We start from the raw sequence: 24,782 nt of genomic DNA, 5'->3' as shown, positions 1-24,782 counted from the left end.
TCATCTACACCTTTCTACTATGTATGGAAAACGATGATCAATCTACAATCTACGATGATAAAACAAAAGACTGTCGAATAATCTATTCGCAGTCTTTTGTCTATTATATCAATTAAACATTTGACATTATACCTAGCAACTAACAATAAGATATTTACAATCGAACGTCACGATGCTAATGCTACAATATTGCTTTATAACTTAAAGTACTTTTTCTAAAAAGCTAATCGTACGTTCATGCTGAGGATTGCCAAATACTTCTTCAGGCGTACCATCTTCGACAACATAACCGCCATCCATAAAGATCACACGATCAGCGACTTCGCGAGCAAAGCCCATTTCATGAGTTACGATCATCATCGTCATTCCTTCTTTAGCAAGGGAATTCATAACACCCAATACTTCACCAACCATTTCAGGGTCAAGTGCAGAAGTCGGTTCATCGAATAACATTACATCTGGATTCATAGCGAGTGCACGCGCAATAGCGACACGTTGCTTTTGTCCACCAGACAATTGGTTAGGTAGAGCATCTGCTTTATCAGCGAGACCAACGCGGTCTAACAATTGCAAAGCAATTTTACGAGCTTCTGCGGGAGAAGATTTTTTGAGTTCGGTTGGAGCTAACATAATATTTTTGATCACACTCATATGCGGGAAAAGGTTAAAGTGCTGGAATACCATTCCGATATTTTCGCGTACTTTGTTGATATCGGTTTGTTTATCATTGATATTGTGATCATCCACAATGACTGTACCTGCTGTAATATCTTCCAGACGATTAATACAACGAAGGAAGGTACTTTTACCAGAACCGGATGGACCAATAACGCATACCACTTCGCCTTCTTTAACTTCCAGATCGATACCTTTCAGTACATGATTGGAACCAAAGCTTTTTTTCAGACCGGTTACTTTAATTTTATCCATTGCTGACCTTCCTTTCGATGTGGTTAGAGATTTTAGTAAGAATAGTGATCACGATCAAGTACATTAGAGCAACCATTAACCAGATTGTAAATGAATCCAGTGTACGAGCAATAACGATTTTACCGGATTGAGTCAATTCAACTAAACCGATTGCAGATAAAATTGATGTATCTTTCAACGTAATAACCAACTGATTAATGAAAGAAGGAATCATTAATTTAACAGCTTGTGGAATAATAATTTTGATCATGGCTGTACGATAAGGTAGACCTAGTGAACGAGCGGCTTCCATTTGTCCACGATCAATCGATTGAATACCACCACGAATAATTTCAGTTACGTATGCCCCTGCATTCAGACTTAATGCCAAAATGGAAGCAACGAACAATGGCATTGTAAATCCTAAAGCTCCTGGAATACCAAAATAAATAAAGAATGCTAATACCAACAATGGAACTCCGCGGAATACATCTACAAATACTGTTGCAATACCTCTTAAAATACGATTATGGCTAACTTTCATAAATCCAAAGATTAGACCTAAAATAAACGCAAAGAATAAAGAAACAATAGTGTAAAGTAGAGTTTTTAATAAGCCATCTACTAGATAAGGGAAAGATTGTTGAATTAATTCCCACCGACTTAATTTCTCTGTAACTACACCTTTACCGTCTTTACCTAAATATTTTTCTAAAATCTTATCATATTCTCCATTACTACGAAGATTTGCAAGACCATCATTGAACTTTTGCAATAATTCTTGATTTTGTCCTTTGCTTACAGCAAATCCATAAGAACCACCCGGTTCCTTTTCAGTAACTAATTTTAGTCCTGTATTTTGTGTAACACCATAAGCCAAAACAGGATAATCATCAAAACAAGCTACAGAATTTCCTGTCTTTACATCATCGTACATTTGTGAAGAATCATCGAATGGAACCATAGTGAATCCATACTTATCTTTAATCGAATCAGCAAAAGTATATCCTTCTGTTCCAGTTTTAACAGCTACACGTTTGCCACGCAAATCTTCATACGTTTTTACAGTGTCATTATCTTGTTTAACAGCCATGACTACACCAGAATCAAAATAAGGCTTGGAGAAATCAAATGTTTGTTTGCGCTCATCGGTGATGCTCATACCTGCGATAACACCATCAACCTGGTTAGATTGGAGTGCTTGAACAGCAGCATTAAATCCTAGAGGTTTAATTTCATAACTAAAGTTCTGGTCTTTGGCGATTGCTGCCATCAGATCCATATCAATTCCTACAAATTGTCCCTTTGAATTTTGGAATTCGAAAGGAGCAAAAGTAATATCTGTAGCAATTTGATAAGTTTTGCCTTCCTGTGCTTGTGCAGTTGTGGCAAAGCTTCCTGTAGATACTCCAAAGAAAAGAAGGAGAGCCATTACTAACCACATTACCCTAGATTTCTTCATAAAATCCTCCATTTCATTGACTTCTTCATGTACATTAGCAATTATTATTGTGCATATACTTGAATCGAGTAAAAACTAATTTACTTACGATTCATATTGCTTACAATAGATATCTTAAATTGATATCTTACATCACATGTCTTCCCATTCTACAAAAAAAACAAGCTATTGACTATAGTTCATTCTACTTTTCGGTTAAATATGTATCACGTAAACGGTATCATTAAAATATTCATGTCAGGTATTCAAAAAAAATTAATTTAATTTGTAATCAATGTATGATATTAACAAGAAATTTAAATATAAAATCCCCTCAAGAATTGATCATCTTGAGGGGGAAAGTTAGAGTTTAAAAAACTCCTTGTCCATTTATAAATAGTTGCCATTGAAAAGATTGATTCTTACGATCATCTCCTATAAATTTAGCAGTAAGTTGAATACCAAGTTGCGTAGCAAGACCACCATCTAGTACTTCTGTCCAACCAGTATTTTGCAAATTAACTAACTTTGTCGTGCCAACTTTATATGTTAAATATTGCGAAGGTAGAGTCATAGTTTGAAGTTTTGCTTTACCATCAAGTCCAGGTCCTGATTGATTAACTCTACCATTTACACTTAGAAGGGGACCTTTAGTATTTGGTTTATCATATCGATAATAAATTTTGTCTAAACCAAGATAACTATTTCCATCACTTTTAGTTTTGGTATGATAAAATAGCCGAATAGTAAGGCTTAAACCACTAGCAGCATCTTTTTCTGTACCTTTTCGTTCATAAGAACCGGGTGCTGAAACTGAAAGATCAGTTACATATTGATTTAAAGTATTTCCTGTATTTACATCTTGCAATTCTCTATACAAATGAGTTTCTTCATTATTCACTTTATTATATGTGTTTTTTGATACGCTATCGTTTTCAATTGAATCGGTAGATATAGAGTTTTGCTTTTTTTCTAGAGTAGTCATTGAATTTACTTCTACGGGATTACTTACTCTTGTATTTTCATCATTAATATCATACTGTTTGATTACTTTGTAACCTTCTGGAATACTTTCGTCTTGAGGCATTCCATTTGGTTCAGCGGCTGAAGCTAAGCTGACTGAGGATAATGTTAATGCACTAGCCATGATTACGCTAAATAACTTCTTTGGAATTTCTTTCATCTTCTGTACCTCCATAAGTTATAATTTTTTTCTTGTAATATGTTAAAGCATGCATATTAAAAATTCAAGTTTACTACAATTCTACATATTAGCTATTATTTTAAGTGGTCTCAAACTGCCTATCCTTTTACACCTTCACCACATATGATAAAATGCAATGAACATACAAGAAGGGGACGGGATATATGAAATTAGTTATTTTAGATGTAGATACAGGGATCGATGATTCATTAGCGCTAGCATATGCGGCTCATTCACCTGAATTGGATATTTTGGGAGTGACGACGGTATTCGGGAATATTACAGTCGAAGAAGCCACACGCAATACGTTGGTGGTGCTCGACAAATTAGAGCGCGAAGAAATTCCAGTCTATGCCGGGGAAAGTAAGCCGATGAGTCGAGAATATACGAAGCCATTTGCTCGCCATATTCATGGAGAAGATGGTATTGGTAATCAGTATCGAGAACCGTCTGAACGTCAAGCAGAGAAAATGAGTGCGTCTGACTTTATCGTCCAACAAATTATGGCCTCTCCAGGAAAAGTCACTGTGGTTGCTGTAGGGCCTTTGACCAATATCGCCAAAGCTATACAGACCAATCCAGAGATCGTACATACGATTGAGCGATTAGTAATCATGGGGGGAGCAGTGACTGTACCGGGTAATGTAACTCCCTATGCTGAAGCTAACATTTATTCAGATCCTGACGCAGCCGCACTTGTTTTAACTTCTGGAATGCCAATTACACTGGTTGGATTGGATGTCACGATGAAAACATTGCTGACCGGTGTTCATCTGGATGAATGGAGACGGGAAAACAGTTCGTTATCTGTCTTTTTAGCAGATATGACTGAATTTTATATGGGTGCCTACAATGAGATTGTGACCGGTGGTAAAGGTTGTGCGCTGCATGATCCACTAGCTGTAGGTGTGGCAATCGATCCAACGATCGTACAGACAACTTCGTATGCAGTCCATGTAGAATGCACAGAACCAGACACATTAGGCAATACAACAGGTAAACACGATAGTTTGTTACCACATATTGATGTTGCTTTAGATGTAGATTCTTCGCGCTTTTTGAATCACTTTTTAAGCCGAATTGTATAATCACTTTTACGTAGATATAAATAGAGTCTGTGTAGCTTATATAAGGATATAGTTTGTCTTTATACAGCTACACAGACTTTTTTATCATATGCGGACTTTATGGATAAGCATCTTTTCAAAGGATATATAGTGGCAAATAAAATATTATGTACATATAAATGATAATCATTATCAATTTAATTTTGATCGATTTGCTCAAATAAATAAGGAATATACAGATTCTCTTTCATTTTTTATTGTTACTGTAAGGTAAATACGGTATCATTGAAGTATGTAACTATAAGTTATTGATAAACGCTTACACGAATCGTTTCGACACGAATGAGCATTGTATTAGATGCTGATCTATATACGTTTGACAATATATAATAGTAAGGCCAGGTGTAACTCCATGAGCAGTAAAAATCCAAAGCGACAAGACACTACATCCGCAGCACAACGCAAGCTGGAGACGCTGCGAATTTTGGAAGCGGAAGGAACTGTGCGGGTATCCGGACTTAGTCGCCGTTTTCAAGTAACTGAAGAGACAATAAGACGTGATCTGGAACGTCTGGAACATGAAGGTGCTGTCGTTCGTACGCATGGCGGAGCTGTATTTAACCGTAATCGGGAACAATATGAATCTCCGGCTGTTCAGCGTGAGACACAGAACCTAGAAGAGAAAAAAGCAATTGTTGAGTATGCTCTATCTTTGATAGAACCCGGTGATGTAATTGCACTAGATGCGAGTACGACTTGTCTACATTTGGTCAAACAATTACCGAATCGGTCACTTACTGTACTCACATATTCACTAGCCATTGCTAACGAATTGGTACAAAAAACCGAGATTAATGTGATTGTAATCGGAGGTTACCTGGATCGAGATTCGATGGCGAATACCGGGATTCATGCAGAGAAAATGGTCGAAAGTTATCATGTCGATAAATTTCTATTTTCCTGTCATGGCTTTGATCTAACACGCGGTTTGACAGAACCTTCTGAAGCGCATGTTCAATTAAAGAAAAAGATTATTGAGATTTCAGATGAGTTAATTTTACTAACTGATAGCACCAAGTTTCGCCGCAAATCATTAGTACGTCTGATGGGTATGGAAGATTTGAATCGTTTTGTAACCGATGATCAGTTACCTCAAGAAGCGATTCAAGATTTGCAAGATATGGGTGTCGATGTCATCGTTGTCGAGTAACAGTATGATGATTGCACACTGCATTTAAGCCTTTTCCTTTAAGGAAAAGGTTTTTTTGTATGCATAAAAAAATGTAAGATTTTTGTTGGTTTTAGATTAAATTTCAACAAATTCATCGGATAAGCTTGAAAATAGGGTACGTTAGGAGTACTTTAGATAAATGAGAAAACGTTGAGAACCGTATAGAGATGGTTGAGATCAATGAGGCGTTTGGAGTGAGGAGAGAATCAATGACAGCAACTGGTGAATATAATCCGCAAATCGTAGGCATGGAAGATATCGTTCGTGCTCATCATGTTTTACGCGAAGTAATTGTGCGTACCCCGTTACAACGAGACCATACACTATCTGAAAAATACGAATGTAATATCTTTTTGAAGCGTGAAGATATGCAAGTCGTTCGTTCATTCAAAATCCGCGGGTCGTATAACCGTATTCGTAGTCTTTCACAGGCTGAATTAGATAAAGGAATTGTATGTGCCAGTGCAGGTAACCATGCACAGGGTGTAGCTTTTTCCTGTTATGCGCTTAATATTCATGGCAAAATCTATATGCCAAGTACAACACCGAATCAAAAAGTAAAAATGGTGAAAAAGTTTGGCGGCAAAAATGTAGAAGTCATTCTGGTTGGAGATACATTTGACGATGCTTATGAAGAAGCGATGAAAACATGTGAGGAACAAGGCATGGCATTTATTCATCCATTTGATGATCCGAAGATTATTGCAGGCAACGGCACAATTGGTATGGAAATTATGGAAAGTCTAGATGTACCGGCTGATTATATTTTTCTAACGATCGGTGGTGGCGGTCTGGCTGCTGGTGTAGGGCAATATATGAACACGATGAGTCCATCTACACAATTGATCGGTGTAGAACCGGCAGGCGCAGCTTCTATGAGTGAAGCGATCGCTCGCAATGAAGTAGTTACACTGGGTGAAATTGATAAATTTATCGATGGTGCAGCAGTTAAGCGTGTCGGTCAGCTCACATTCGATATTTGCCGTGATGTGTTGCACGATGTTGTGAAAGTACCGGAAGGTAAAGTATGTTCAGCTATTCTTGATCTATACAACGAAAATGCGATTGTAGCTGAACCGGCAGGAGCTTTGCCGATTGCGGCACTTGATATGTATCGTGAACAGATTAAAGGCAAAACGGTTGTCTGTATTATCAGTGGTGGTAATAATGATATTGACCGGATGCAAGAGATCAAAGAGCGCTCACTGATCTACGAAGGATTGAAGCACTACTTTATGATTAATTTCCCGCAACGTGCAGGAGCTTTACGTGAATTTTTGGAAAAAGTATTAGGGCCGAATGATGATATCGCTCGCTTTGAATATACCAAAAAGCATAATAAAGAAAACGGGCCAGCGTTAGTCGGTATCGAACTAAGTACACCTGAAGATTACGGTGCATTAGTCGAACGCATGGAAAACCACGGTATTAAATATACAGAGCTGAATCGTGATCTGAATTTGTTCAATTTATTGATCTGATGAGTATTCTTAGAGTTATAGTTGGGTTTTGAGCGGAATTACTATATAATTAATAAGTCGTGCCAGTTTATTATTTATAGGAGGCTTTACCCCAATGTTAGTAATTCATGCTGAAATATTGATTCAACCAGAACACGTAGAAACTTTTCTACAACTTGCTGATCCTTTTGTGAGTGCTTCACAAGCAGAAGCAGGCAATATTCGTTATACACTGATGGTGGATTTACATCAGTCCAACTTATTCACAATGGTTGAAGAATGGGAAAGCCAAGAAGCGCTTACCGCTCATGAACAAAGTGCTCATTTTCTGAAGCATATCAATGATACAAAAGATATGGCGGCTGCACCTTTGAAAGTTAAAATGTATGAAGTGATGCAGTTGCCTGTAGTGTAATTAAGTAAATAAGCTTGTACTGTACAAAGGCTATTTCTTTCGAGAAGTAGCCTTTTGTTTATCAATATAGGTAGTTTCTAATATTTAAATTTCGTAGGTTTACAATATAATTTGGGTTTTGGCATCATATAGGTTATAATTAGTAAGTGAGATTTTTAGATCATTAAAAAAATCATATTACATTATATACTTATAGGAGGTTTACTTATATGTTTGTTATTCATGCTAATATCACGATTAAACCTGACAGAGTAGAAGAATTCTTGGTGGAAGCAGAAGGTTTGGTTAGTGCTTCTCAAGCAGAAGCAGGTTGTATCCGTTACACATTGATGCGTGATCTTCACCAACCGAACTTCTTTACAATGGTTGAAGAGTGGAAAGATGAGCAAGCTGTACAAGAGCATAACCAAAGTGCTCATTTCCAAAAATTCGTTAAAGATATGCAAGAATTTGCAGGTGCACCTTTGGATGCTAAACTGTTTAACGCAACAGAAGTACCAAGAGGTTAATTCCATATATAACGATTTACGTAAGCAAACGTTCTTTCCATTGGAAAGGACGTTTTTTTTATTATATATGGCATATTATTCTCAAAACAGTATACATAATTCTTAAAAGTGATCCGATAAATGCTATAAGGTAAATGTCGAAATTGCTCGAAATAAAAAGAAAGGTGTAGCTGAAGTAGATAGCAAAATCATATTTTACTGTCGAAAATTATATTTTCCACTATTTAATTTTACGTAATCTGAAATGAAAAAGTGTACGTACTATAAATAGTGTCTTATAGCAAAGTGTTTTATTTTATCTATCTAAAGGAGAATCAGTGAATGAAAAAATATATCGCTATCGTAGCTTCTTCATTGCTTACATTATCTCTAGTGCATACCGGCTTAGTCTACGGAGAAGAATCAGTACCTTCTGCAACAGGCCCAGATCAAGAAGTTGTTATTGTCTACAAAAATGAAGCAGGGAAAGAAGCTGCTATCGACCAGAGTGTAGAAGTACAACATGAATTTAAAACATTACCTGCTGTATCTGCAACTGTTAGTGCAGGCGAATTACAAGATCTTGTGCAAGACCCTAATATCGCTTATATCGAACGTAATGTTCCTTTTCAAGTGACCGATTCATCTGATTTTCAAGTATTAGGTTCGACTGTAAATGCAACCGAACAATCACAATGGAATTATCAAGCAGTACAACCTAACCAAATGTGGGACAAAGGATATAACGGATCAGGGATCAAAGTGGCTGTTATCGATTCAGGTGTAGCCGCTCATAGTGAGCTTACGATTGCTGGCGGTGTATCCACTGTAGATTACACAACATCTTATGCAGACGATAATGGACATGGTACTCATGTCAGCGGAATTATTGCAGCTCATAGCGGCGATGGTGCTGTAACAGGAACAGCTCCTGGTGTGCAATTATATGGAGTCAAAGCATTAGGCGCAGATGGTAAAGGCAATTTGCAAGATGTATTAGAAGGGATCGATTGGGCGATCCAAAATCATATGGATATTATTAATATGTCTTTGGGAACCGAATACGATTCACAAGCTTTGCACGATATGGTTGATAAAGCTTATAAAAATGGGATTTTGGTTGTCTGTTCTGCGGGAAATAGTGGAGCAGGAACAGATACAGTTAATTACCCTGCACAATACAGTAGCGTGATCGCTGTAGCAGCAGTCGACAAAAATTTAAATCGGGGTGACTTTTCTTCTACAGGCCCCAAAGTAGAAGTGTCTGCACCGGGCGTTAATATTGTCTCTACGTATTTAAATGGTAAATATGCAGTGGCTAGCGGAACATCTCAAGCCGCTCCTCATATTGCAGGCATACTAGCGATTTTAAAACAAGAACATCCTACAGAATCGATAGCGAATTTACGTACCGATTTGGAAGATTATACTGTCGATCTTGGAGCAACCGGAAGAGATAATTCATACGGATATGGATTTGTAACATTCGCTCCTAAAGTAGACAAAATAGCTCCAGCAGAAGTGAGCAACTTAACCGTAAGTAATGCGACTACTCACTCCTTAACATTGAACTGGCAAAACCCGGCAGACAAAGACTTTGCCAAAGTAAATATTTATAATGATACAGGCAAGTTCGTTACTTCTGTGACTCAAAATGTATATCAAGCAGAAGATTTATCTCCATCGACAACGTACTCCTTTACATTGAAAACAGTAGATGCGACAGGTAACGAATCAACAGGGAAATTCATCTCAGGTCAGACATTAGCTACACCTAGCGATTCTGCACCTATCGTTGAAAGTAAACCCGTTGTTCCAGCACCATCACCTGTTGTAGCGCCAACACCGGCTGTAACTGTACCGGTGGTCACCACGCCAGCACCAACTAATCTGGTCGCTGCTGTTCCATCTGGTGGTGGGGGCGGAGGCGGTGGTGGAGGTGGCGGCGGTATTCCACGCCAACCATCTACACCAAGCACAACCGTTACTGCACCTGTAGCTGCGCCAACACCAACACCGACTCAAAAAGCAACACAACAACTCAACACAGCCAAAACATCTGGCAAAGCGGCAGACTGGTTGAAAGCTAAATTTGACGGTAAAAATGTAACAGATGCTAATTTCCAGAAGCAATTAGCCCAAATCAAACAATCAATGGGTATTAAAGACTTGCCAAGCAAAGCGAAATTATCTCCTTCTATCCCGGTGAGTGTCAGCTTGCAAGTCGCACTCAAAAATAAACAATACAAATATATCGATCCATCTTCTATTACAGCAGATCATGTCACAGTGCTTAATAGTAACGGAGAAGTAGTCACTAATGTGAACCTGTCTGTAAAATGGAATCGTATCTTTATCACACCCACAACAGGTGGATTTGCCAAAAATGAAACGTATAATATCATTATCGAAAAAGGCATTAAAGCGAAGCCAACAGCCAATAGTGATCAACAAGTCGCATCGACCACGCCACTAATCTTGCAATTCACAACACGTTAAAATAACACAGATCAGAAAGGTGCACACCGATGAAAATAAAATCAGTATTTCAGCTTGGACTTACGCTATGTCTGGTAGTGTCTTTGTTCGGCACTATATTTTCTGCCAGAGCACAAGCCGCAGATGGACTTCCTTTTTCAGATATTTCGAATAATTACTGGGCAAAAGATACGATTCAATGGGGATATGAAGCAGGCTTAGTCAACGGATACAAAGATGGTCAATTCAAACCGAACAAAACAGTCAGTGAAGCTGAATTTTTGGCAATGTTGATTCGTACGTTTGAGCCAGAAGTGACCAGTAGCAAAACAGGCAATTGGGCAAATCCTTATTATGCTCGTGCCAAAGCTTTAAATTATCCGGTTAGCAGTTACACCAATGTATCGACACGTAATCAAATTCTAACTCGTACCCAAGTCGCCGAGCTGATCTCTTCTGCGGAAGGTGTGAATTATACGGGGAATGATGCGATTCAATATATGTTAGCTTTGGGTCTTGCTAACGGTAGCGATGCTTCTCAAGTATCGATTGCTTCATTCAAAGGAAGCAAAGTATTAACTCGGGCAGAAGCATTACAATTTATCAAAAACTTTGCAGATTATGGAGTAGGCGGATTGCTTGATCGTCCTACAGAAGCTTCAAATCCAGCCGACCTTCCAGCATTGCCAACAGCCAATTAAACGCACTGTTCTTAATTAACCGTTATATAGAAGAGATAAGATCAATAGGAAAAGAAACGAATCGCGGATAATCACAGCGCAGTTCGTTTCTTTTTTTATGATTGATTTGGATAACAAAGTGCCTTTATATTCATAAAGAATATTTTAAAAAAAGCTACTTCTGCGTATAGGTAGAATGCCTATAGCGAAGTAGCTTTTTACGTTTATTCTATATGATAGAAATAGTTGAGTTAAGGTGCAACCGGTGAAGTACCATCAGGATCATGATCCATATTCAGCAATTCTCCGATATTGGTATTGGATACGACAGTTAATCGTTTAAGTGTTAACGGATCATCTCCAGGTCGTACAAATCCTTGATGGACTGTAAATGCCATCCGGTAGCCGGATTCTTTCAGTGCATAGACCATTTGCATACGAAAATCTCCAAAAGGATAAGCAAAATACGGTGTATTGATACCTGCTTCAGAACGCATAATTTTGTCATCAGCGATAAAGCTAGCTTCATTCATACCTGCGGCATAATCATCGCCACAGTGAAGTAATGTTTTGTAATGTAGATTGTACGTATGACTGTTATATTCAAAAACATCTTTAGAAGCTTCCATTTCTTCTTTAGAAACATAGCTTGTTTTGTGTGGATCAAATACTGTTGTTTTGCTTTGAATGCGTGAACCAATCACAAATAGTGTTGCATGGAATCCGTACTTTTTAAGAATTGGATACGCATAGATAATATTATTTTGATAACCATCGTCAAATGAGATAACGACTGTTTTTTCAGGTAACGAGATTTCTTCATCAACATACTTTTCCAATTGTTGCAGTGTTGCGGTATGGTAACCGTTATCGTGTAAGTATTTCATATCCGCTTCAAAAGCTTCTAAATTCACAATGGAATTGTTTGTAGGTTCAGTATTGTCTTTTTGAGGGGTAATATAATGGTACATCAGTACAGGAATTTTATCGGCTGTACCTGTAGGAACCACATAATCTGCTGCCAGTGCGACATTGCGTTCATTTAATGCGTTGTGGTGCTCATAGTAAAACAATTCGTTTTGAGCAGCTACCCAAGAGCTACATATTTTATGTGCAAGTACAGATGATTTGGGGAAATTCACCCCTAGAACATAGACGACGAGCAACACTGCCATTAGGGCAAGCGAGTATTTCTTCCAATGCTTTTTCATGCGTAGTTAAGTACTCCTTTATACTGGTGGTCAAATCTTATTATCGGACAAGTGCTACTTTTTTTAAATGGACACAACAAGTAATTTGCAAAAATAATATCCATCACTTTACCGATCCATTGAAGCAGAAACATGACATCTGCACTTTATTTTAAACGAAATCACTATATAAAAAGTTACACTGACCTCTTGAAATAGTAACAATATTTTTGCTTATGGGTAACATCAATGAATTAGAAGTATGATTAAGATCAATAAGGAGATGGATTACGATGAAAAAAAGAATAGACTCTAATAAGGGCAAAAAAGGAAGAAAATTAGGTTCTTTTATAGATCTAATGATGGAAATTATATTCTGGTGGCGTTAAAAAGAAGCGCAAATCAAAGAGCACCTTTTAAAAATATACAGTACAACGTTTGATACCTATCATTTAAGGTTACATATATAAAGTGAGCGAATATATTTTTTTGTTAAAAATTTGATTGTGCACAAAAAAGTTGTATAATACTAAATATACAATATGTATAAAAGTTCATAATCAATTATTAAAACTATCTACACACATTTTCTAATTCAAATATAAGGAGTCGATTAATATGACTAAAAAAGTATTGTTAGTAGCGACAAGTGCTACAGAAATGAACGGACACCCTACAGGACTATGGTTAGAAGAATTGGCTGCACCTTACCATGTATTTCAAGATGCAGGCGTAGAACCTACGATTGTATCGGTTAAAGGCGGTAAAGTCACTATCGACAAAAACTCTATTCCAGACGGTATTCCTGCTGAACAGCAATCAGTAGCTGATATGCTGGAAGATACTAAAGCTCTTGCAGACGTTAATGTCAGCGATTTCGATGGCGTATTATTTGCTGGTGGACATGGCCCTATGGTCGATTTCGCAAGCAATCCAGTGATCGCTCAATTGATTCACGATACAGAAGCACATGACGGTGTAGTCGGTGCAGTGTGTCATGGTGTTGGTGCTCTTGTTGATGTGAAAAAAGCAGACGGTTCTTATTATGTACAAGGCAAAAACATCACAGGTTTCACTGATGAAGAAGAAGATATGGTGAAATTGACGAAATATGTTCCGTTCTTACTCGAAAGCAAATTGCGTGAGCAAGGTGCAGCATTTGTAGCAGCTTCTGCTTTTGCAGATCATGTGATTGTTGATGGCAAATTAGTAACAGGACAAAATCCTGCTTCTAGTGAAGGCACAGCAAAAGCGATGCTTGAATTGCTATAATTTCCGATTTCTAATTGCTATAATAGCTACTATGTTAATATACAAAAGCGAAAGTTCTCTAGCTAATATCTGAGAGCTTTCGCTTTTTTTATTGTAGTCTATCTAATTATGCGTTGTGTATATTGATAACGATTAGGTTTTATCGGTTAAAGAGATATTCTATAAAAAAATATGTAATCAATACAAAATTTGAATAGCTAGCTAAGTAAATATGTACACAGTTTTAATTGAAAAACGATTGTGACAATGATGCAAATAAGATAGACTGACTTTAACTGTAATCAAAATAGATCAATATTTTGTAAATAGAAGCTTGTACAGGTCAGGAGGAACTCGCATGAAAGAACAGGAAGAACGTCGCCGGGTAGGCATTATGGATATAGGATCAAACTCTATTCGACTGGTTATTTACGAAACAGGCAACGGTGGAGGATATCAGGTTCTTAAAGAGTGCCGGGAATCTGCTCGCCTTAGTGCAATTGTTACACCTCAAGGAGATATGCCGCTTGAAGCAGTCAGTGTTATTGTGCCTGTATTGAAGCAATTTGCGGAAGTGAGTGCGGCTTATGAAGTTGAAGAGATACGCGCGGTAGCGACAGCAGCTATTCGTAACGCTAGTAATGGCGGAGAAGTGATCGATTATTTGAATCGTGAAACTGGACTTACGATAGAGTTGTTACCCGGTGAAATGGAAGGACATTATGGTTTTATTGGTGTAGTGAATCGAATCGATATCGAAGATGGATACATTATTGATATCGGAGGCGGAAGTACAGAAGTTACGTTGTTCCGCGATCGGACTCGTGTATCTACAGTATCTTTCCCTTTCGGAGCTGTAAATATGAATGTACGATTTGGTAACGAGACAACAGGACGCTGGGAAGAATCGTCTGTCAATGAACTCCAACAACTGGTACTAGATGCCGCACAAAAGCATGATTGGATCAGTCAGTATCCTGATCTTCCGATGGTCGGTCTGGGAGGAACAATTCGTGCTGTAGGAAAAATGCATCAACGTAAATTAAAATATTCGCTTGAGCAGATTCATCATTATACGTTAGAAGCAGAAGACACCGATTATTATTATCAACAACTTCCAGCGATGAGTAATGATCAACGCAAACGTATTGCCGGTCTATCCAAAACACGCAGTGATATTATTGTGCCTGGTGTTATTATTTTAAATACATTATTCCGTTACATGCATTGTTCTCATTATGTGATTAGTGGAACAGGCTTACGGGATGGATTGTTTTTTGAATGGGAACGCGGTAAAGATCATGTGATTGTTGAAGATGTATTAGAATATGAGATTGGTGCGGCGTTACATGGAGAGCCATTGCCCCGTCAACGCCATTTGCGCTGGGTACAGCAGTTATCTTCTGAACTGTATGAAGCGCTTGGAGAAGGTCAGGGAGATATCTCTAATCGCAAAATATTGCGTACTGCTTCTTTATTGTATCGTGTAGGCATGAAAATTGGTTATCATGACTTTGAAGAACATACTCGTTATTTGCTGACGACTCGTGCTGTTGCCGGACTGAATCATCGCGAAACAGTTCTGGTTGCTTTTATCGCTATTTTCGGAAGTAAAGGCAAAATCAAAAAAAGACGTATTTCTACAGAGTATGCTGATATCTTACACCCTAAAGATGAAGAACGTATCCGTCGCTTAGGAGCTGTACTGCAATTAGCGGCTGCGATGGATGTGAGCGAGACTCAACCAGTAGATCGCTTGGTCGCTGTACGCAAAGGAAGAGACTTCGAGCTGACAGTTCACTGTCATACCGAAGCCTCTATGGAAACACATGAAATTACAGAAGCGGTTAGAGATTTGGAGAAGGAGTGGGACGTGAGAGTGAGACTGGTGGTACATATGGTTTCCAAGAGTTAATTTCCCACGCTTTGAACTGACTGCGTAACGGAGGTTTACCGTTATCGAATCGCTCATAACTGCCACTAGGTAGTAGCAATCTGGCTTTGATATTATCCGCAAGGATAAGGTCTAGAATGCGCTGCATAGTGGCTTTTGTGTTTTTATCGAATAATGGACACATCAACTCAACACGACGGGTCAGATTGCGAGTCATCCAATCTGCACTGGATAACCAGATCTCCAGATCTCCTCCATTTTCAAAAGAATAAATACGGGAGTGCTCCAGATAACGATCGACAATACTCCGAACAGTAATGCGTTCACTCAGACCTGTGACACCCGGACGTAGACAGCAGACTCCACGTATAATCAGATCGATATTTACTCCTGCTTGAGAAGCAATATACAGTTCATCAATAATTTGCTGGTTAGATAATGAGTTCATTTTGGCAATGATTCGTGCAGGTCTGCCGTTACGTGCATGTTCGGCTTCACGCTGAATCAATTCGATAAATTTATTCATCATCGTATCCGGTGCTACAGCGACAGCTTGCCATTGGTGGCTTTCTGTATATCCTGTAATATGGTTGAACACTTCAGAAGCATCTTCGCCAATATGAGGATTCATCGTTAACAGCCCGATATCTGTATATGATTTTGCGGTAGAAGCATTATAATTACCTGTACCAATATGAATATAACGTTTGAGACCATCGGCTTCGCGGCGCACAACTAGAATCAATTTGGCATGCGTTTTGAGTCCAACCAGACCATAGACCACATGACAACCTGCTTTTTCCAGTGTACGTGCCCATGCAATATTACGTTCTTCGTCAAACCTGGCTTTCAGTTCTACCACAACTGTTACCTGTTTGCCCGATTCAGCCGCTTTGGCAAGCGCTTGAATAATCGAAGAGCGACCACTTACCCGATACAATGTCATTTTGATCGCCATGACATCATCATCTTCGGCAGCTTGTTCTATAAAATCACTGATCACATCAAATGATTCGTATGGATGATACAGCAATACATCACGTTCTTTTAAGATGCTGAAAAAGTCTGTATCGCTACCTTCAGGGAACTCTGGTGCATAACGCGGAATTTCTGACGGATAACGCAACGACTCATGATTTTGCACTGAATCTGAGAATGGCAATAAAAATCCAAGATCAAGTGGGCCATCAATTTCATAGATAGCTTCGGATACATCAAATTCTTCTTGCAACATGCGAAGAGCAAATGGATGGAAGTCTTTCTCCACTTCAAGACGCACAGGAGCACCACGACGACGCTTGCGTAGCTTGTTCTCAATTTCTTCTAATAAGTCCTCGGCTTCTTCTTCATTGATATCTAGATCTGTATTACGTGTCAAACGGAAAGCATTCACGCCTACAGGCTGATAGCCGCCGAATAATGTATGAATATGATGACAAATCAATTCTTCAAGGATAATATACTGTTGTTTTTTACTATTTTGACGATGCGGCAAAGGTACCAATCTAGGCAGATTAGAAGGAATCTGGACGATTGCAAAATAAAACGCATCATGTTCATTTTCCGTAATAGGTTCTCTACCGCCATGTTCAAGCACAACAGACAAATAAACATTCAGTCCATGAACCAAAGGAAATGGACGACTCTGATCGACAGCCATTGGAGTCAGTACAGGAAAAATCACATCTTCATAATACGTATCTGCCGCTTTGCGCTGAGTGGCACTAAGATCCGTATAACGATTGACCGTAATGCCCTGCTTACCAAGTAGGCGCATCAGTTCGCGGTATGTACGATATTGAGTATGAACCATTTTTTCTACTTTTTTGGTCAGACGTTTGAATAGACCAGACGGAGTATAGCCGGTAAAATCTTTTTTGAGATAACCTTCTTTGATTTGATTACGAATCCCAGCAACACGTACACTCATAAATTCGTCTAAATTACGGGATACAATGCCCAAAAATTTGATACGTTCTAACAGTGGAGCTTCTGAATCTTGAGCTTCTTCCAGTACTCGGCTGTTGAATTCGATCCAGCTTAGATCACGATTAATATAGCTTGAATGAGTAGGATGGTTTACATGTTTGTTTTCCATAATGCCTCCGCTTAATCATTGTTATCCAATCATATTCTCTATTCTAGTGTAACGCGCAGTATGTGGAATACCAAATGTTGAGTATGCTACTACTTTTGTCATAAGGTGTCAAAACAACTCGTATAGAGTCATTATAACGTTCAATTGTTAACGCTGTGTAAAAGACGATTACCATTCATTCCACAAATTAGGGCCGCCTACTTTGCCGATCGCTTTTTTCTGTGTACGCCCAAAGTTAAAACCATGAGTGCGCAGTTCATAACCTTCTTCATTTAATTGATCCGCAGGAATCGTTTTTTGCAATTCGGCAACCGAACGGGTAAGATAACCAGGCTTATGCATATTCACAAGTAATAAATCATGATGTAAATGACTCAAACATTCTGCTAATGTCATCAAATGTAGACTCCTTTGGATAATTACATGGCTTACTTTTAATATATTACCCTGATCGCTTCATTTTGATAATAGAAGAGACCGCAAAAAATACCTGATCTCTACATGGGTTGCGTCAAACGCATTGTAGAAATCAGGTATTTGTGGTTAATCTTTTAGATGAAGAATATGCTTGAGTTCGGTATGAGAATTCACATTCATTCGTGATAAATGCATCAAATCATCACCGGGATGAACAAAACCAGGTCTTACAGTGAACGCCATACGATACCCATTTTCTCGTAACGTATAGATCATCTGATCTTGATACTCTCCATAAGGATAAGCAAAGTAAGGTGTATCGATTTTTGTTTTGGTTTTCATTAATTCAATATCGTTTTTGAGGCGATCATTTTCTAGACCGACTGCCGCAGTATCTCCGCATTGAATTGTATTTTTGTAGTGGAGATTATACGTATGGCTATTGTATTCAAATACATCTTTGGTTGCTTTCATTTCTTGACGCGAAATCGTTGTTTTTTCTTTAGGTAGAAATTTTTGTGTTTTACTTTTGAGCTTGGTGCCTACAATAAAGATTGAAGCATGGAAGCCATATTTTTTCAATACAGGATAAGCATAGATCACATTATTCTGATATCCATCGTCAAATGTAAGCACGACAGTCTTTTCAGGTAATTGAATCTCTCCATTCACATATTGCTCAAGCTCAGACAAAGTGGCTGTTTTGTAGCCGTTATCGTGTAGATATTTCATTCCTCTGGTAAACGATTCTAAGCTCATACGAGCATTGTTTTTCTTTTCTACATTGTATTTCTCAGGAACTACATAATGGTACATCAATACAGGAATACGTGCCGCTTTACCTTTAGGAGCCGTTTTGATCGATTCGGAAGCCGAAGCCACATTATCTTCCCCTGCGTTAAGTAAATTAGCAAACAAATCATTCTTCGTATCATAAGAAGCTTTGCAAGTCTTATAAGAAAAAGCTGAGGCATGCGGATACTTTAGGCTAAGTATGTAGAACGTGATTACAAATGCGATTGAAATATAGAGCATGAGTACAAATAAATGTCGAGCACGCATGACTACTTTCTCCTTTCTAAGCGCTTGATTATTGAAGCGCAATTTGTTCTAAAATAAATGTAGTATGACTTTTACGAACTAAACTATCTTTCTTTTCTATACTATAACATCGGTTAAATCACGATAAAATTTTATGGTACTCTAGTTCTATCTTAGAAGCACTAGCTGCTGTGATCTGAATCATATATTATCGTGTAGGCTTTAAACCAATAGAATAAACAGCAATCGGTACAGATCATTATAAATTGAACTTTTTTGCTGTAAATAGACGCCAACTAGATACAAAATAAAGAAATATATTATTGCAAACGCTTTACTATAACGTACTTGATGATAATTATCAGTGACATAGATCACTTGGTTTGGATGCACGAAGGAGTATAGTTGTCTGTAGTGATAAGTATCATATAGCGCTATAGTAACAAACGCTTTATCTTGCACGCGAAAAAAGTAAGGTCTCTCTGTCGGTCGGGAATATAAAGCAGTAGACTGTAATTATCCAAAAGGATGTGTAAATCATGGCAGATTTCGTCAGATCAGTAACTTCACCTAGAAAATTTATTACAGGTCAGCATTTATTATCTAAATTAAATGATTATACGCGTGGTTATGGTGATCATGCTTATATCATTTGTGATGAATTTATATTAGAGCGTGCACAAACAGAAGCTGAACCTACATTTACAGCAGCTAATCACAAAGCACATTTTGAGAAATTTGAATATGAATGTACCAAAGAAGAAGTGATGCGTCATCGCGAATTGGTACAACAATCCGGTGCGAATGTGATTGTCGGAATTGGTGGCGGTAAAACGCTAGATACAGCGAAAGCAACAGCTTACTATGAGCAACTTCCAGTCGTTATTTTCCCAACGATTGCGTCTACAGATGCACCTTGTACAGCACTTGCAGTTATTTACAAAAAAGACGGTTCATTTGATGAATATTTATTCTTACCAAATAATCCAGATACGGTACTTGCCGATATGGGTATTCTTGCAGGCGCACCTGTTCGTTTCTTCGCTGCGGGTGTCGGCGATGCTCTAGCTACTTATTTTGAAGCTCGTGCGTGTTATGCTTCTAATGGAGATAATCTGGCTCTAATGAAACCAACAGCTACAGGGTTAGGACTTGCTAAATTATGTTATGAAATGTTGCTCGATAATGCTGTCAGTGCAACCAAAGCAGTTGAACAAAAAGTGGTAACTAAAGCAGTAGAAAATACGATCGAAGCTACGATCTACTTGAGTGGGGTAGGTGCTGAGTCTGGTGGACTTGCTGCTGCGCATGCCATTCATAACGGAATGACTGCTGTTCCTTCAATCCATCGTGCACAACATGGTGAAAAAGTAACATTCGGTTTGTTAGCACAATTGGTACTTGAGAACTCACCTAAAGAAGAGTTTGAAACAGTAGTCAACTTGATCAAAGCAGTAGGTCTTCCATTGACACTTGAAGATCTAGGTATGACTGAATTTGTAGAAGCGGAATGGAGACAAGTCGCTGAATCTGCTTGTGCACCAGACGATACTATGGGACATATGCCTTTCCCTGTAACAGCAGATGATGTCTACAATGCGATTGTAGCTGCTAATGCGATCGCTCATACGTATAAATAAGTTACCTTTTAAATAATATATTTTTATGCCAGTATAAAAAAAGAAGCTTTACCTGAGTAATAGGTAAGCTTCTTTTTTTGTATATAATTTTATAGAACATGATTACTGCATAGCGTGATTAAGTGTTTTGGGTTATAATTGTATAAAAGGTATTTATTATTCGAAATGGGGAGAATAATTGGTGGAGTCTGTTAGCAAACCCAATTTGTTTATTGGTTCTTCTAAAGAATCTATTGAGATAGCAAGAGCAGTGAATGCACACTTAAGTCATTATGCTCAAGTGACTCCGTGGTATGCAGGTGCTTTTCCTGCTAATGAGTATACAATGGAATCTATTGAAAAACAGTTAGATATCAGTGATTTTGCAGTTTTTATTTTTGCACCTGATGATATTATTCAGCATCGCGGACAGCTTTATTTTGCAACTCGTGATAATACATTGTTTGAAATGGGCTTATTTTGGGGGAAGTTAGGACGTAAAAGAGTATTTTGTATTCTTCCTGAATATGTTGAGCCTATCGTTAATAAAGAAGAGTTAGTAAAACAATATCGTTTGTTATCTGATCTACAAGGATTAACTCCATTACATTATGAATATCGTACAGATTCCAACTGGACGGCTGCTGTAGATATCGCTTGTGGTGAAATTAGCCAATATATTCAACGTTCTGGAAAGTATATTAATCTTCAATTGGAACTAGAACATCACAAGTTGCAATTACAACAGAAGCAGAACATTCTTCATTTCTTATTGATTATGAACCAAGAAAGTTTGCAAGAGGAGAAGCAGGAGAAGTTTGACGATATGTGCAGTGCATTGAAAGTATCGTTCTCAATTCCGTCGGCATACTACGTAACAGGAACGGCTTTTTGGCAAGCTCAAGATGAAGGGATAAAACAAATTGGTGGAGATGTAGGTCAAGGCTTTTTTTATCCTTATCATGTCAATGAACATAAGCAAGCAGAAGAACCACGAATTGCTGTAGTCGACGCTTATAGACAACAAAAATGGTCTTATTTGAAAAAGAATAATCGTGTTGCGCCTACCTATATGCTATGTTATCCTATTGGAACTCAATATGTTTTGACTATTCATATTACAGGAAAGATTAGTTTGAAAGAACAAGAACTATGGGATATTTTAAAGGCTAATGAAGAGTTATTAGATACGATACATTATTTAATAGGAGGGGAATGGGAATGAGACATAAAAATGTAGCTAAAGGAAAATTTTCAAATTCAGGTGTTTTTTCTAATGTAGGTTATACTCATTCTAGATCTTTACGCAATTCCAAATCGATGCCTTCTACAAACAGATCGGGTTCATCCATTTACCTTGGACCTGCGCCAGATGGAACTAATCAAGAATATAATCGTGTTATTAGTGGACATGTGAATTATAAAAAGCCTTCTTTTGCATAATCATTAAATTAAATATACTTAATAAAAATAGATCAACAGTAAAAAAGCTTCTCCTTTGTATTAGGAGAAGCTCTTTTTATTTTCTATCATAGATACATATCATAGGGAAACGGCAATGGTCTTAAAACATACCATTTTCATTCACTGTTTTGGCAGGGACGTCTTGAGACAGCATCCACATTTCAGCAATCTCATTGTTTTCTACACGGAAGATTTGGACAACCGATTGACCAGCGTCATTAGCATTCTTTTTCATCTGACTTTGGATCAATACCATATCACCTTCTGCAACCATATTAACTACAGTAGCAGTGCTATCTGGATTAGCGCGGAATTGAGCAAGGTAGTTGTTGACTAATGGCTCGATACCGTCTTTCATTTTCACATTATGTTGAACCAATGATTCACTCACAACACCAGAAGCAGCATCTGTATTATGGTCTACAAAAAAGCTGTTAAAGAAGTTGCTTACAAATTGAGCATTAGAAGCTACCACTGCTTTGTCTGTAGCAGCTACATCTGCGGTTGTAGAAGCACTTGGTAATAGATTTTGGATCATACTTGCAGCACCTGTTACCGATTGAACGGTATTCCAGTGCTCTACGATTTTACCATCAGTTACGCGGAAAATGTCTACAGCCGCTTGACCTGGATCATCCGGGTTAGCCATCGGATAATTCATTACAGCCACTAGATCATTTTGACCGATCATACCTTTGACATTCACTTTGTAATCAGGATTAGACTTGATAAAGGAAGCGATATACGTTTTGAATGCTTCTTTACCAGTAGCAATCATAGGATCATGCTCTTTGTAATCATCGGCAAGATACATATCTATTTTATCGGTCTGATGACCATTAAGTACATCTTGATACATACTTGCAACGACTTTTTTGTTGGCTACAATTTTGGCATTTTGAGCAGAAGCCGACTCGGTACTAGCTGGATCAGTAGGTGTGCTACCTTCTGTCGGTGTTGTTGCTTCTGGATTGGTTGTTGCCGGATCACCTGTACCTGTATTTTCAGTAGTAGGTGTTGTTGCAGGTTGGTTTGTCGTACTGGAATTACTTGTACATGCTGCAAGAGCAGACATTAACAATATACTGGTTAGGATTAAACTGATTTTTTTCATTATAAAACTCCTTTGTCATAAATAGTGAAAAATCGTTCGCTTGGCAAACATCACTTTTAGTATGTGATAGTAGAAAGGTATCCTTTTTCTATTACCCATAGTTATCTATGATATCCCTAAAATGACAAAATCGACAACTTTCACGATAGATCCAAGACAGTAAAAAACCGTCTCCCTATGCTAGCAAAGACGGTCAGATCACAGGTTATGTTGCACTTTTTGATAAAGTTCTATAATTCTAGAGGAGCTACTTGTGTTCGGTAGGCTTCAAGCTTGGATGTTAGTTTGTAATTAGATTGTGCTGCCAAATCCATCAATCCATGCAGATCACTCAGAAGAGTACTGGATGGATAATCTTCTGCCGTATCTTTATCATTTAACAAATTAAGGTATTGCTTTTGAGCATCGGGATCGATCGCTTTGGTTGTGCTATCGAATAGTGGAGTATTATCTGCACCATAAAATACAGTATACACAGCGTAACTATAATTTTGCTGAATAACCGCTAGACGATTAGAATGAGGATATTTTAAAATAAATTGCTCCATATCCAATGTGCGTACTAAAAGCTTGTCCCAACCGATCACAAGCCCTGCATCCATTAGCGCGGGTTCATCTGACTCTTCAGCCATAATATCGACATAATCATTGATATCTTTGGTGACATAGTCGTCGTAGGCATCATACTGATCGTAATCGATAATAGGCATGTAATAGCCTTCTACATTGATGATTTGATAACCGCTATTTTTGGTGTTAGATAATAGCTTTTTAAGCGCAGGGTCTGAAGTACGCTTTATCATATCGTCCATTTTTTCATCGCCATATACGCCAGCCGATGTATACATATTCATTAGTTTCTTTTGCATAGATTCTGTATATTGATTTGTCCAATCATCCAGATATTTATTTTGAGCATTTTCCAAAGTTAGCACTAATAAAGTCGCGGTGTAAGGAGTCACTTTGTTGATATTTTTTTTGAGGTAAGAGACGGCTTGAGGAAGCTTGGAACTGCTTGTTAGCATTTTTTTGAAATTAGCAACAGTAATTGTAGATGATGTTGTTGCAGGCTTTGATGAAGCAACAGTTGTGCTTTTGGGAGCAGGAGCAGCAAGTGCAGGAGTGCTCTCAAAAGAAGAACTAACCGCAGGAAGTGCAGATGTATGTTGTTGACTATATCCCAACGTCTGTAAAACCAGTAATGCAGTCACAGTAGATATGCCGATCGGGTTGGACAATTTCATTGGTGATCGTTCCCCTCTATAGAAAAATATAAACAGACATTTAAATGATATAAATAGATACCGCTTACAACATCGTT

At 38.0% G+C, this 24,782-nt stretch carries 21 protein-coding genes; 12 read left to right on the top strand and 9 right to left on the bottom strand.

The annotated features are described in order from the left end of the window. Window positions 1-201 precede the first annotated feature (201 nt). The 3 genes from ACFSGI_RS18385 to ACFSGI_RS18375 all read right to left on the bottom strand — a co-directional run bounded on the left by ACFSGI_RS18385 (window position 202) and on the right by ACFSGI_RS18375 (window position 3,533). The gene (locus ACFSGI_RS18385) at window positions 202-930 is read right to left on the bottom strand and encodes an amino acid ABC transporter ATP-binding protein (RefSeq protein WP_204825619.1); all 729 of its coding nucleotides are present in this window, start codon (window positions 928-930) and stop codon (window positions 202-204) included. Continuing rightward, entirely contained in the window at window positions 923-2,371 is a 1,449-nt protein-coding gene (locus tag ACFSGI_RS18380) for an amino acid ABC transporter substrate-binding protein/permease (RefSeq protein WP_204825618.1), read from the bottom strand. The genes ACFSGI_RS18385 and ACFSGI_RS18380 overlap by 8 nt, the downstream gene beginning before the upstream one ends. A 349-nt stretch (window positions 2,372-2,720) precedes the next feature. Continuing rightward, on the bottom strand, window positions 2,721-3,533 hold the full coding sequence (locus ACFSGI_RS18375) for a hypothetical protein (protein WP_204825617.1): 813 nt from the start codon (window positions 3,531-3,533) through the stop codon (window positions 2,721-2,723). Window positions 3,534-3,718: 185 nt separating this feature from the next. On the opposite strand from ACFSGI_RS18375, the gene ACFSGI_RS18370 reads away from it, so the two are divergent. From ACFSGI_RS18370 to ACFSGI_RS18340, 7 genes are all read left to right on the top strand, one after another. Continuing rightward, window positions 3,719-4,642 carry a nucleoside hydrolase gene (locus ACFSGI_RS18370; RefSeq protein WP_204825616.1) on the top strand — a complete coding sequence of 308 codons (924 nt, stop codon included), beginning with the start codon at window positions 3,719-3,721 and terminating at the stop codon, window positions 4,640-4,642. 391 nt (window positions 4,643-5,033) lie between these two features. After that, window positions 5,034-5,831: a DeoR/GlpR family DNA-binding transcription regulator gene (locus tag ACFSGI_RS18365; protein ID WP_204825615.1), complete on the top strand. Its 798-nt coding sequence runs from the start codon at window positions 5,034-5,036 to the stop codon at window positions 5,829-5,831. Between the two features lie 230 nt (window positions 5,832-6,061). Further along, complete coding sequence (gene ilvA, locus ACFSGI_RS18360; RefSeq protein ID WP_204825614.1) at window positions 6,062-7,333, top strand: threonine ammonia-lyase IlvA; 1,272 nt, start codon at window positions 6,062-6,064, stop codon at window positions 7,331-7,333. Between the two features lie 94 nt (window positions 7,334-7,427). Then, window positions 7,428-7,727 carry a putative quinol monooxygenase gene (locus ACFSGI_RS18355; RefSeq protein ID WP_204825613.1) on the top strand — a complete coding sequence of 100 codons (300 nt, stop codon included), beginning with the start codon at window positions 7,428-7,430 and terminating at the stop codon, window positions 7,725-7,727. 209 nt (window positions 7,728-7,936) lie between these two features. After that, window positions 7,937-8,236: a putative quinol monooxygenase gene (locus tag ACFSGI_RS18350; RefSeq protein ID WP_204825612.1), complete on the top strand. Its 300-nt coding sequence runs from the start codon at window positions 7,937-7,939 to the stop codon at window positions 8,234-8,236. 321 nt (window positions 8,237-8,557) lie between these two features. Beyond that, window positions 8,558-10,714, top strand: coding sequence for a S8 family serine peptidase (locus ACFSGI_RS18345; RefSeq protein ID WP_204825611.1), 2,157 nt, complete (start codon window positions 8,558-8,560; stop codon window positions 10,712-10,714). 29 nt (window positions 10,715-10,743) lie between these two features. Then, on the top strand, window positions 10,744-11,394 hold the full coding sequence (locus ACFSGI_RS18340; protein ID WP_204825610.1) for an S-layer homology domain-containing protein: 651 nt from the start codon (window positions 10,744-10,746) through the stop codon (window positions 11,392-11,394). A 230-nt stretch (window positions 11,395-11,624) separates the two neighbouring features. On the opposite strand, the gene ACFSGI_RS18335 is transcribed toward ACFSGI_RS18340, so the two are convergent. Beyond that, a complete protein-coding gene (locus ACFSGI_RS18335; RefSeq protein ID WP_204825609.1) occupies window positions 11,625-12,584 on the bottom strand; it encodes a polysaccharide deacetylase family protein in 960 nt (319 codons plus the stop codon). Window positions 12,585-13,181: 597 nt separating this feature from the next. Between ACFSGI_RS18335 and ACFSGI_RS18330 the strand changes: the two genes are divergently transcribed. Both ACFSGI_RS18330 and ACFSGI_RS18325 read left to right on the top strand, forming a co-directional pair. Further along, a complete protein-coding gene (locus ACFSGI_RS18330) occupies window positions 13,182-13,835 on the top strand; it encodes a type 1 glutamine amidotransferase domain-containing protein (RefSeq protein WP_204825608.1) in 654 nt (217 codons plus the stop codon). A 337-nt stretch (window positions 13,836-14,172) separates the two neighbouring features. Beyond that, window positions 14,173-15,729, top strand: coding sequence for a Ppx/GppA phosphatase family protein (locus ACFSGI_RS18325; protein ID WP_204825607.1), 1,557 nt, complete (start codon window positions 14,173-14,175; stop codon window positions 15,727-15,729). On the opposite strand, the gene ppk1 is transcribed toward ACFSGI_RS18325, so the two are convergent. The 3 genes from ppk1 to ACFSGI_RS18310 form a co-directional block, all read right to left on the bottom strand. After that, entirely contained in the window at window positions 15,662-17,806 is a 2,145-nt protein-coding gene (ppk1, locus tag ACFSGI_RS18320; protein WP_204825606.1) for a polyphosphate kinase 1, read from the bottom strand. The genes ACFSGI_RS18325 and ppk1 overlap by 68 nt on opposite strands. A 168-nt stretch (window positions 17,807-17,974) precedes the next feature. Continuing rightward, window positions 17,975-18,202 carry a hypothetical protein gene (locus ACFSGI_RS18315; protein WP_204825605.1) on the bottom strand — a complete coding sequence of 76 codons (228 nt, stop codon included), beginning with the start codon at window positions 18,200-18,202 and terminating at the stop codon, window positions 17,975-17,977. Window positions 18,203-18,349: 147 nt separating this feature from the next. Further along, window positions 18,350-19,285 (bottom strand): polysaccharide deacetylase family protein, encoded by a 936-nt coding sequence (locus tag ACFSGI_RS18310; protein WP_204825604.1) that lies wholly within the window; start codon window positions 19,283-19,285, stop codon window positions 18,350-18,352. A 518-nt stretch (window positions 19,286-19,803) separates the two neighbouring features. On the opposite strand from ACFSGI_RS18310, the gene ACFSGI_RS18305 reads away from it, so the two are divergent. The 3 genes from ACFSGI_RS18305 (at window position 19,804) to ACFSGI_RS18295 (ending at window position 22,326) form a co-directional block, all read left to right on the top strand. Further along, complete coding sequence (locus ACFSGI_RS18305; protein WP_204825603.1) at window positions 19,804-20,904, top strand: glycerol dehydrogenase; 1,101 nt, start codon at window positions 19,804-19,806, stop codon at window positions 20,902-20,904. A 181-nt stretch (window positions 20,905-21,085) separates the two neighbouring features. Further along, complete coding sequence (locus ACFSGI_RS18300; RefSeq protein WP_204825602.1) at window positions 21,086-22,108, top strand: TIR domain-containing protein; 1,023 nt, start codon at window positions 21,086-21,088, stop codon at window positions 22,106-22,108. After that, on the top strand, window positions 22,105-22,326 hold the full coding sequence (locus ACFSGI_RS18295; protein WP_204825601.1) for a hypothetical protein: 222 nt from the start codon (window positions 22,105-22,107) through the stop codon (window positions 22,324-22,326). Before ACFSGI_RS18300 ends, ACFSGI_RS18295 begins: the two co-directional genes overlap by 4 nt. A gap of 121 nt (window positions 22,327-22,447) precedes the next feature. Here the strand turns inward: ACFSGI_RS18295 and ACFSGI_RS18290 are convergent, their stop codons facing one another. Both ACFSGI_RS18290 and ACFSGI_RS18285 read right to left on the bottom strand, forming a co-directional pair. Next, window positions 22,448-23,461: a nuclear transport factor 2 family protein gene (locus tag ACFSGI_RS18290; RefSeq protein WP_204825600.1), complete on the bottom strand. Its 1,014-nt coding sequence runs from the start codon at window positions 23,459-23,461 to the stop codon at window positions 22,448-22,450. A 230-nt stretch (window positions 23,462-23,691) separates the two neighbouring features. After that, window positions 23,692-24,705, bottom strand: coding sequence for a hypothetical protein (locus ACFSGI_RS18285; protein ID WP_204825599.1), 1,014 nt, complete (start codon window positions 24,703-24,705; stop codon window positions 23,692-23,694). Window positions 24,706-24,782 lie beyond the last annotated feature (77 nt).

The organism is Paenibacillus nicotianae (genome assembly GCF_042681745.1).
Taxonomy (GTDB): domain Bacteria; phylum Bacillota; class Bacilli; order Paenibacillales; family Paenibacillaceae; genus Saccharibacillus; species Saccharibacillus nicotianae.
Note: the sequence above shows the minus strand (reverse complement) of the source record. Positions and strands in the feature narration are given on the sequence as shown.

Coding starts and splice junctions, on each gene's coding strand:
- ACFSGI_RS18385 (WP_204825619.1), bottom strand. CDS start 930: ATGGATAAAATTAAAGTAACCGGTCTGAAAAAAAGCTTTGGTTCCAAT.
- ACFSGI_RS18380 (WP_204825618.1), bottom strand. CDS start 2,371: ATGAAGAAATCTAGGGTAATGTGGTTAGTAATGGCTCTCCTTCTTTTC.
- ACFSGI_RS18375 (WP_204825617.1), bottom strand. CDS start 3,533: ATGAAAGAAATTCCAAAGAAGTTATTTAGCGTAATCATGGCTAGTGCA.
- ACFSGI_RS18370 (WP_204825616.1), top strand. CDS start 3,719: ATGAAATTAGTTATTTTAGATGTAGATACAGGGATCGATGATTCATTA.
- ACFSGI_RS18365 (WP_204825615.1), top strand. CDS start 5,034: ATGAGCAGTAAAAATCCAAAGCGACAAGACACTACATCCGCAGCACAA.
- ilvA (WP_204825614.1), top strand. CDS start 6,062: ATGACAGCAACTGGTGAATATAATCCGCAAATCGTAGGCATGGAAGAT.
- ACFSGI_RS18355 (WP_204825613.1), top strand. CDS start 7,428: ATGTTAGTAATTCATGCTGAAATATTGATTCAACCAGAACACGTAGAA.
- ACFSGI_RS18350 (WP_204825612.1), top strand. CDS start 7,937: ATGTTTGTTATTCATGCTAATATCACGATTAAACCTGACAGAGTAGAA.
- ACFSGI_RS18345 (WP_204825611.1), top strand. CDS start 8,558: ATGAAAAAATATATCGCTATCGTAGCTTCTTCATTGCTTACATTATCT.
- ACFSGI_RS18340 (WP_204825610.1), top strand. CDS start 10,744: ATGAAAATAAAATCAGTATTTCAGCTTGGACTTACGCTATGTCTGGTA.
- ACFSGI_RS18335 (WP_204825609.1), bottom strand. CDS start 12,584: ATGAAAAAGCATTGGAAGAAATACTCGCTTGCCCTAATGGCAGTGTTG.
- ACFSGI_RS18330 (WP_204825608.1), top strand. CDS start 13,182: ATGACTAAAAAAGTATTGTTAGTAGCGACAAGTGCTACAGAAATGAAC.
- ACFSGI_RS18325 (WP_204825607.1), top strand. CDS start 14,173: ATGAAAGAACAGGAAGAACGTCGCCGGGTAGGCATTATGGATATAGGA.
- ppk1 (WP_204825606.1), bottom strand. CDS start 17,806: ATGGAAAACAAACATGTAAACCATCCTACTCATTCAAGCTATATTAAT.
- ACFSGI_RS18315 (WP_204825605.1), bottom strand. CDS start 18,202: ATGACATTAGCAGAATGTTTGAGTCATTTACATCATGATTTATTACTT.
- ACFSGI_RS18310 (WP_204825604.1), bottom strand. CDS start 19,285: ATGCGTGCTCGACATTTATTTGTACTCATGCTCTATATTTCAATCGCA.
- ACFSGI_RS18305 (WP_204825603.1), top strand. CDS start 19,804: ATGGCAGATTTCGTCAGATCAGTAACTTCACCTAGAAAATTTATTACA.
- ACFSGI_RS18295 (WP_204825601.1), top strand. CDS start 22,105: ATGAGACATAAAAATGTAGCTAAAGGAAAATTTTCAAATTCAGGTGTT.
- ACFSGI_RS18290 (WP_204825600.1), bottom strand. CDS start 23,461: ATGAAAAAAATCAGTTTAATCCTAACCAGTATATTGTTAATGTCTGCT.
- ACFSGI_RS18285 (WP_204825599.1), bottom strand. CDS start 24,705: ATGAAATTGTCCAACCCGATCGGCATATCTACTGTGACTGCATTACTG.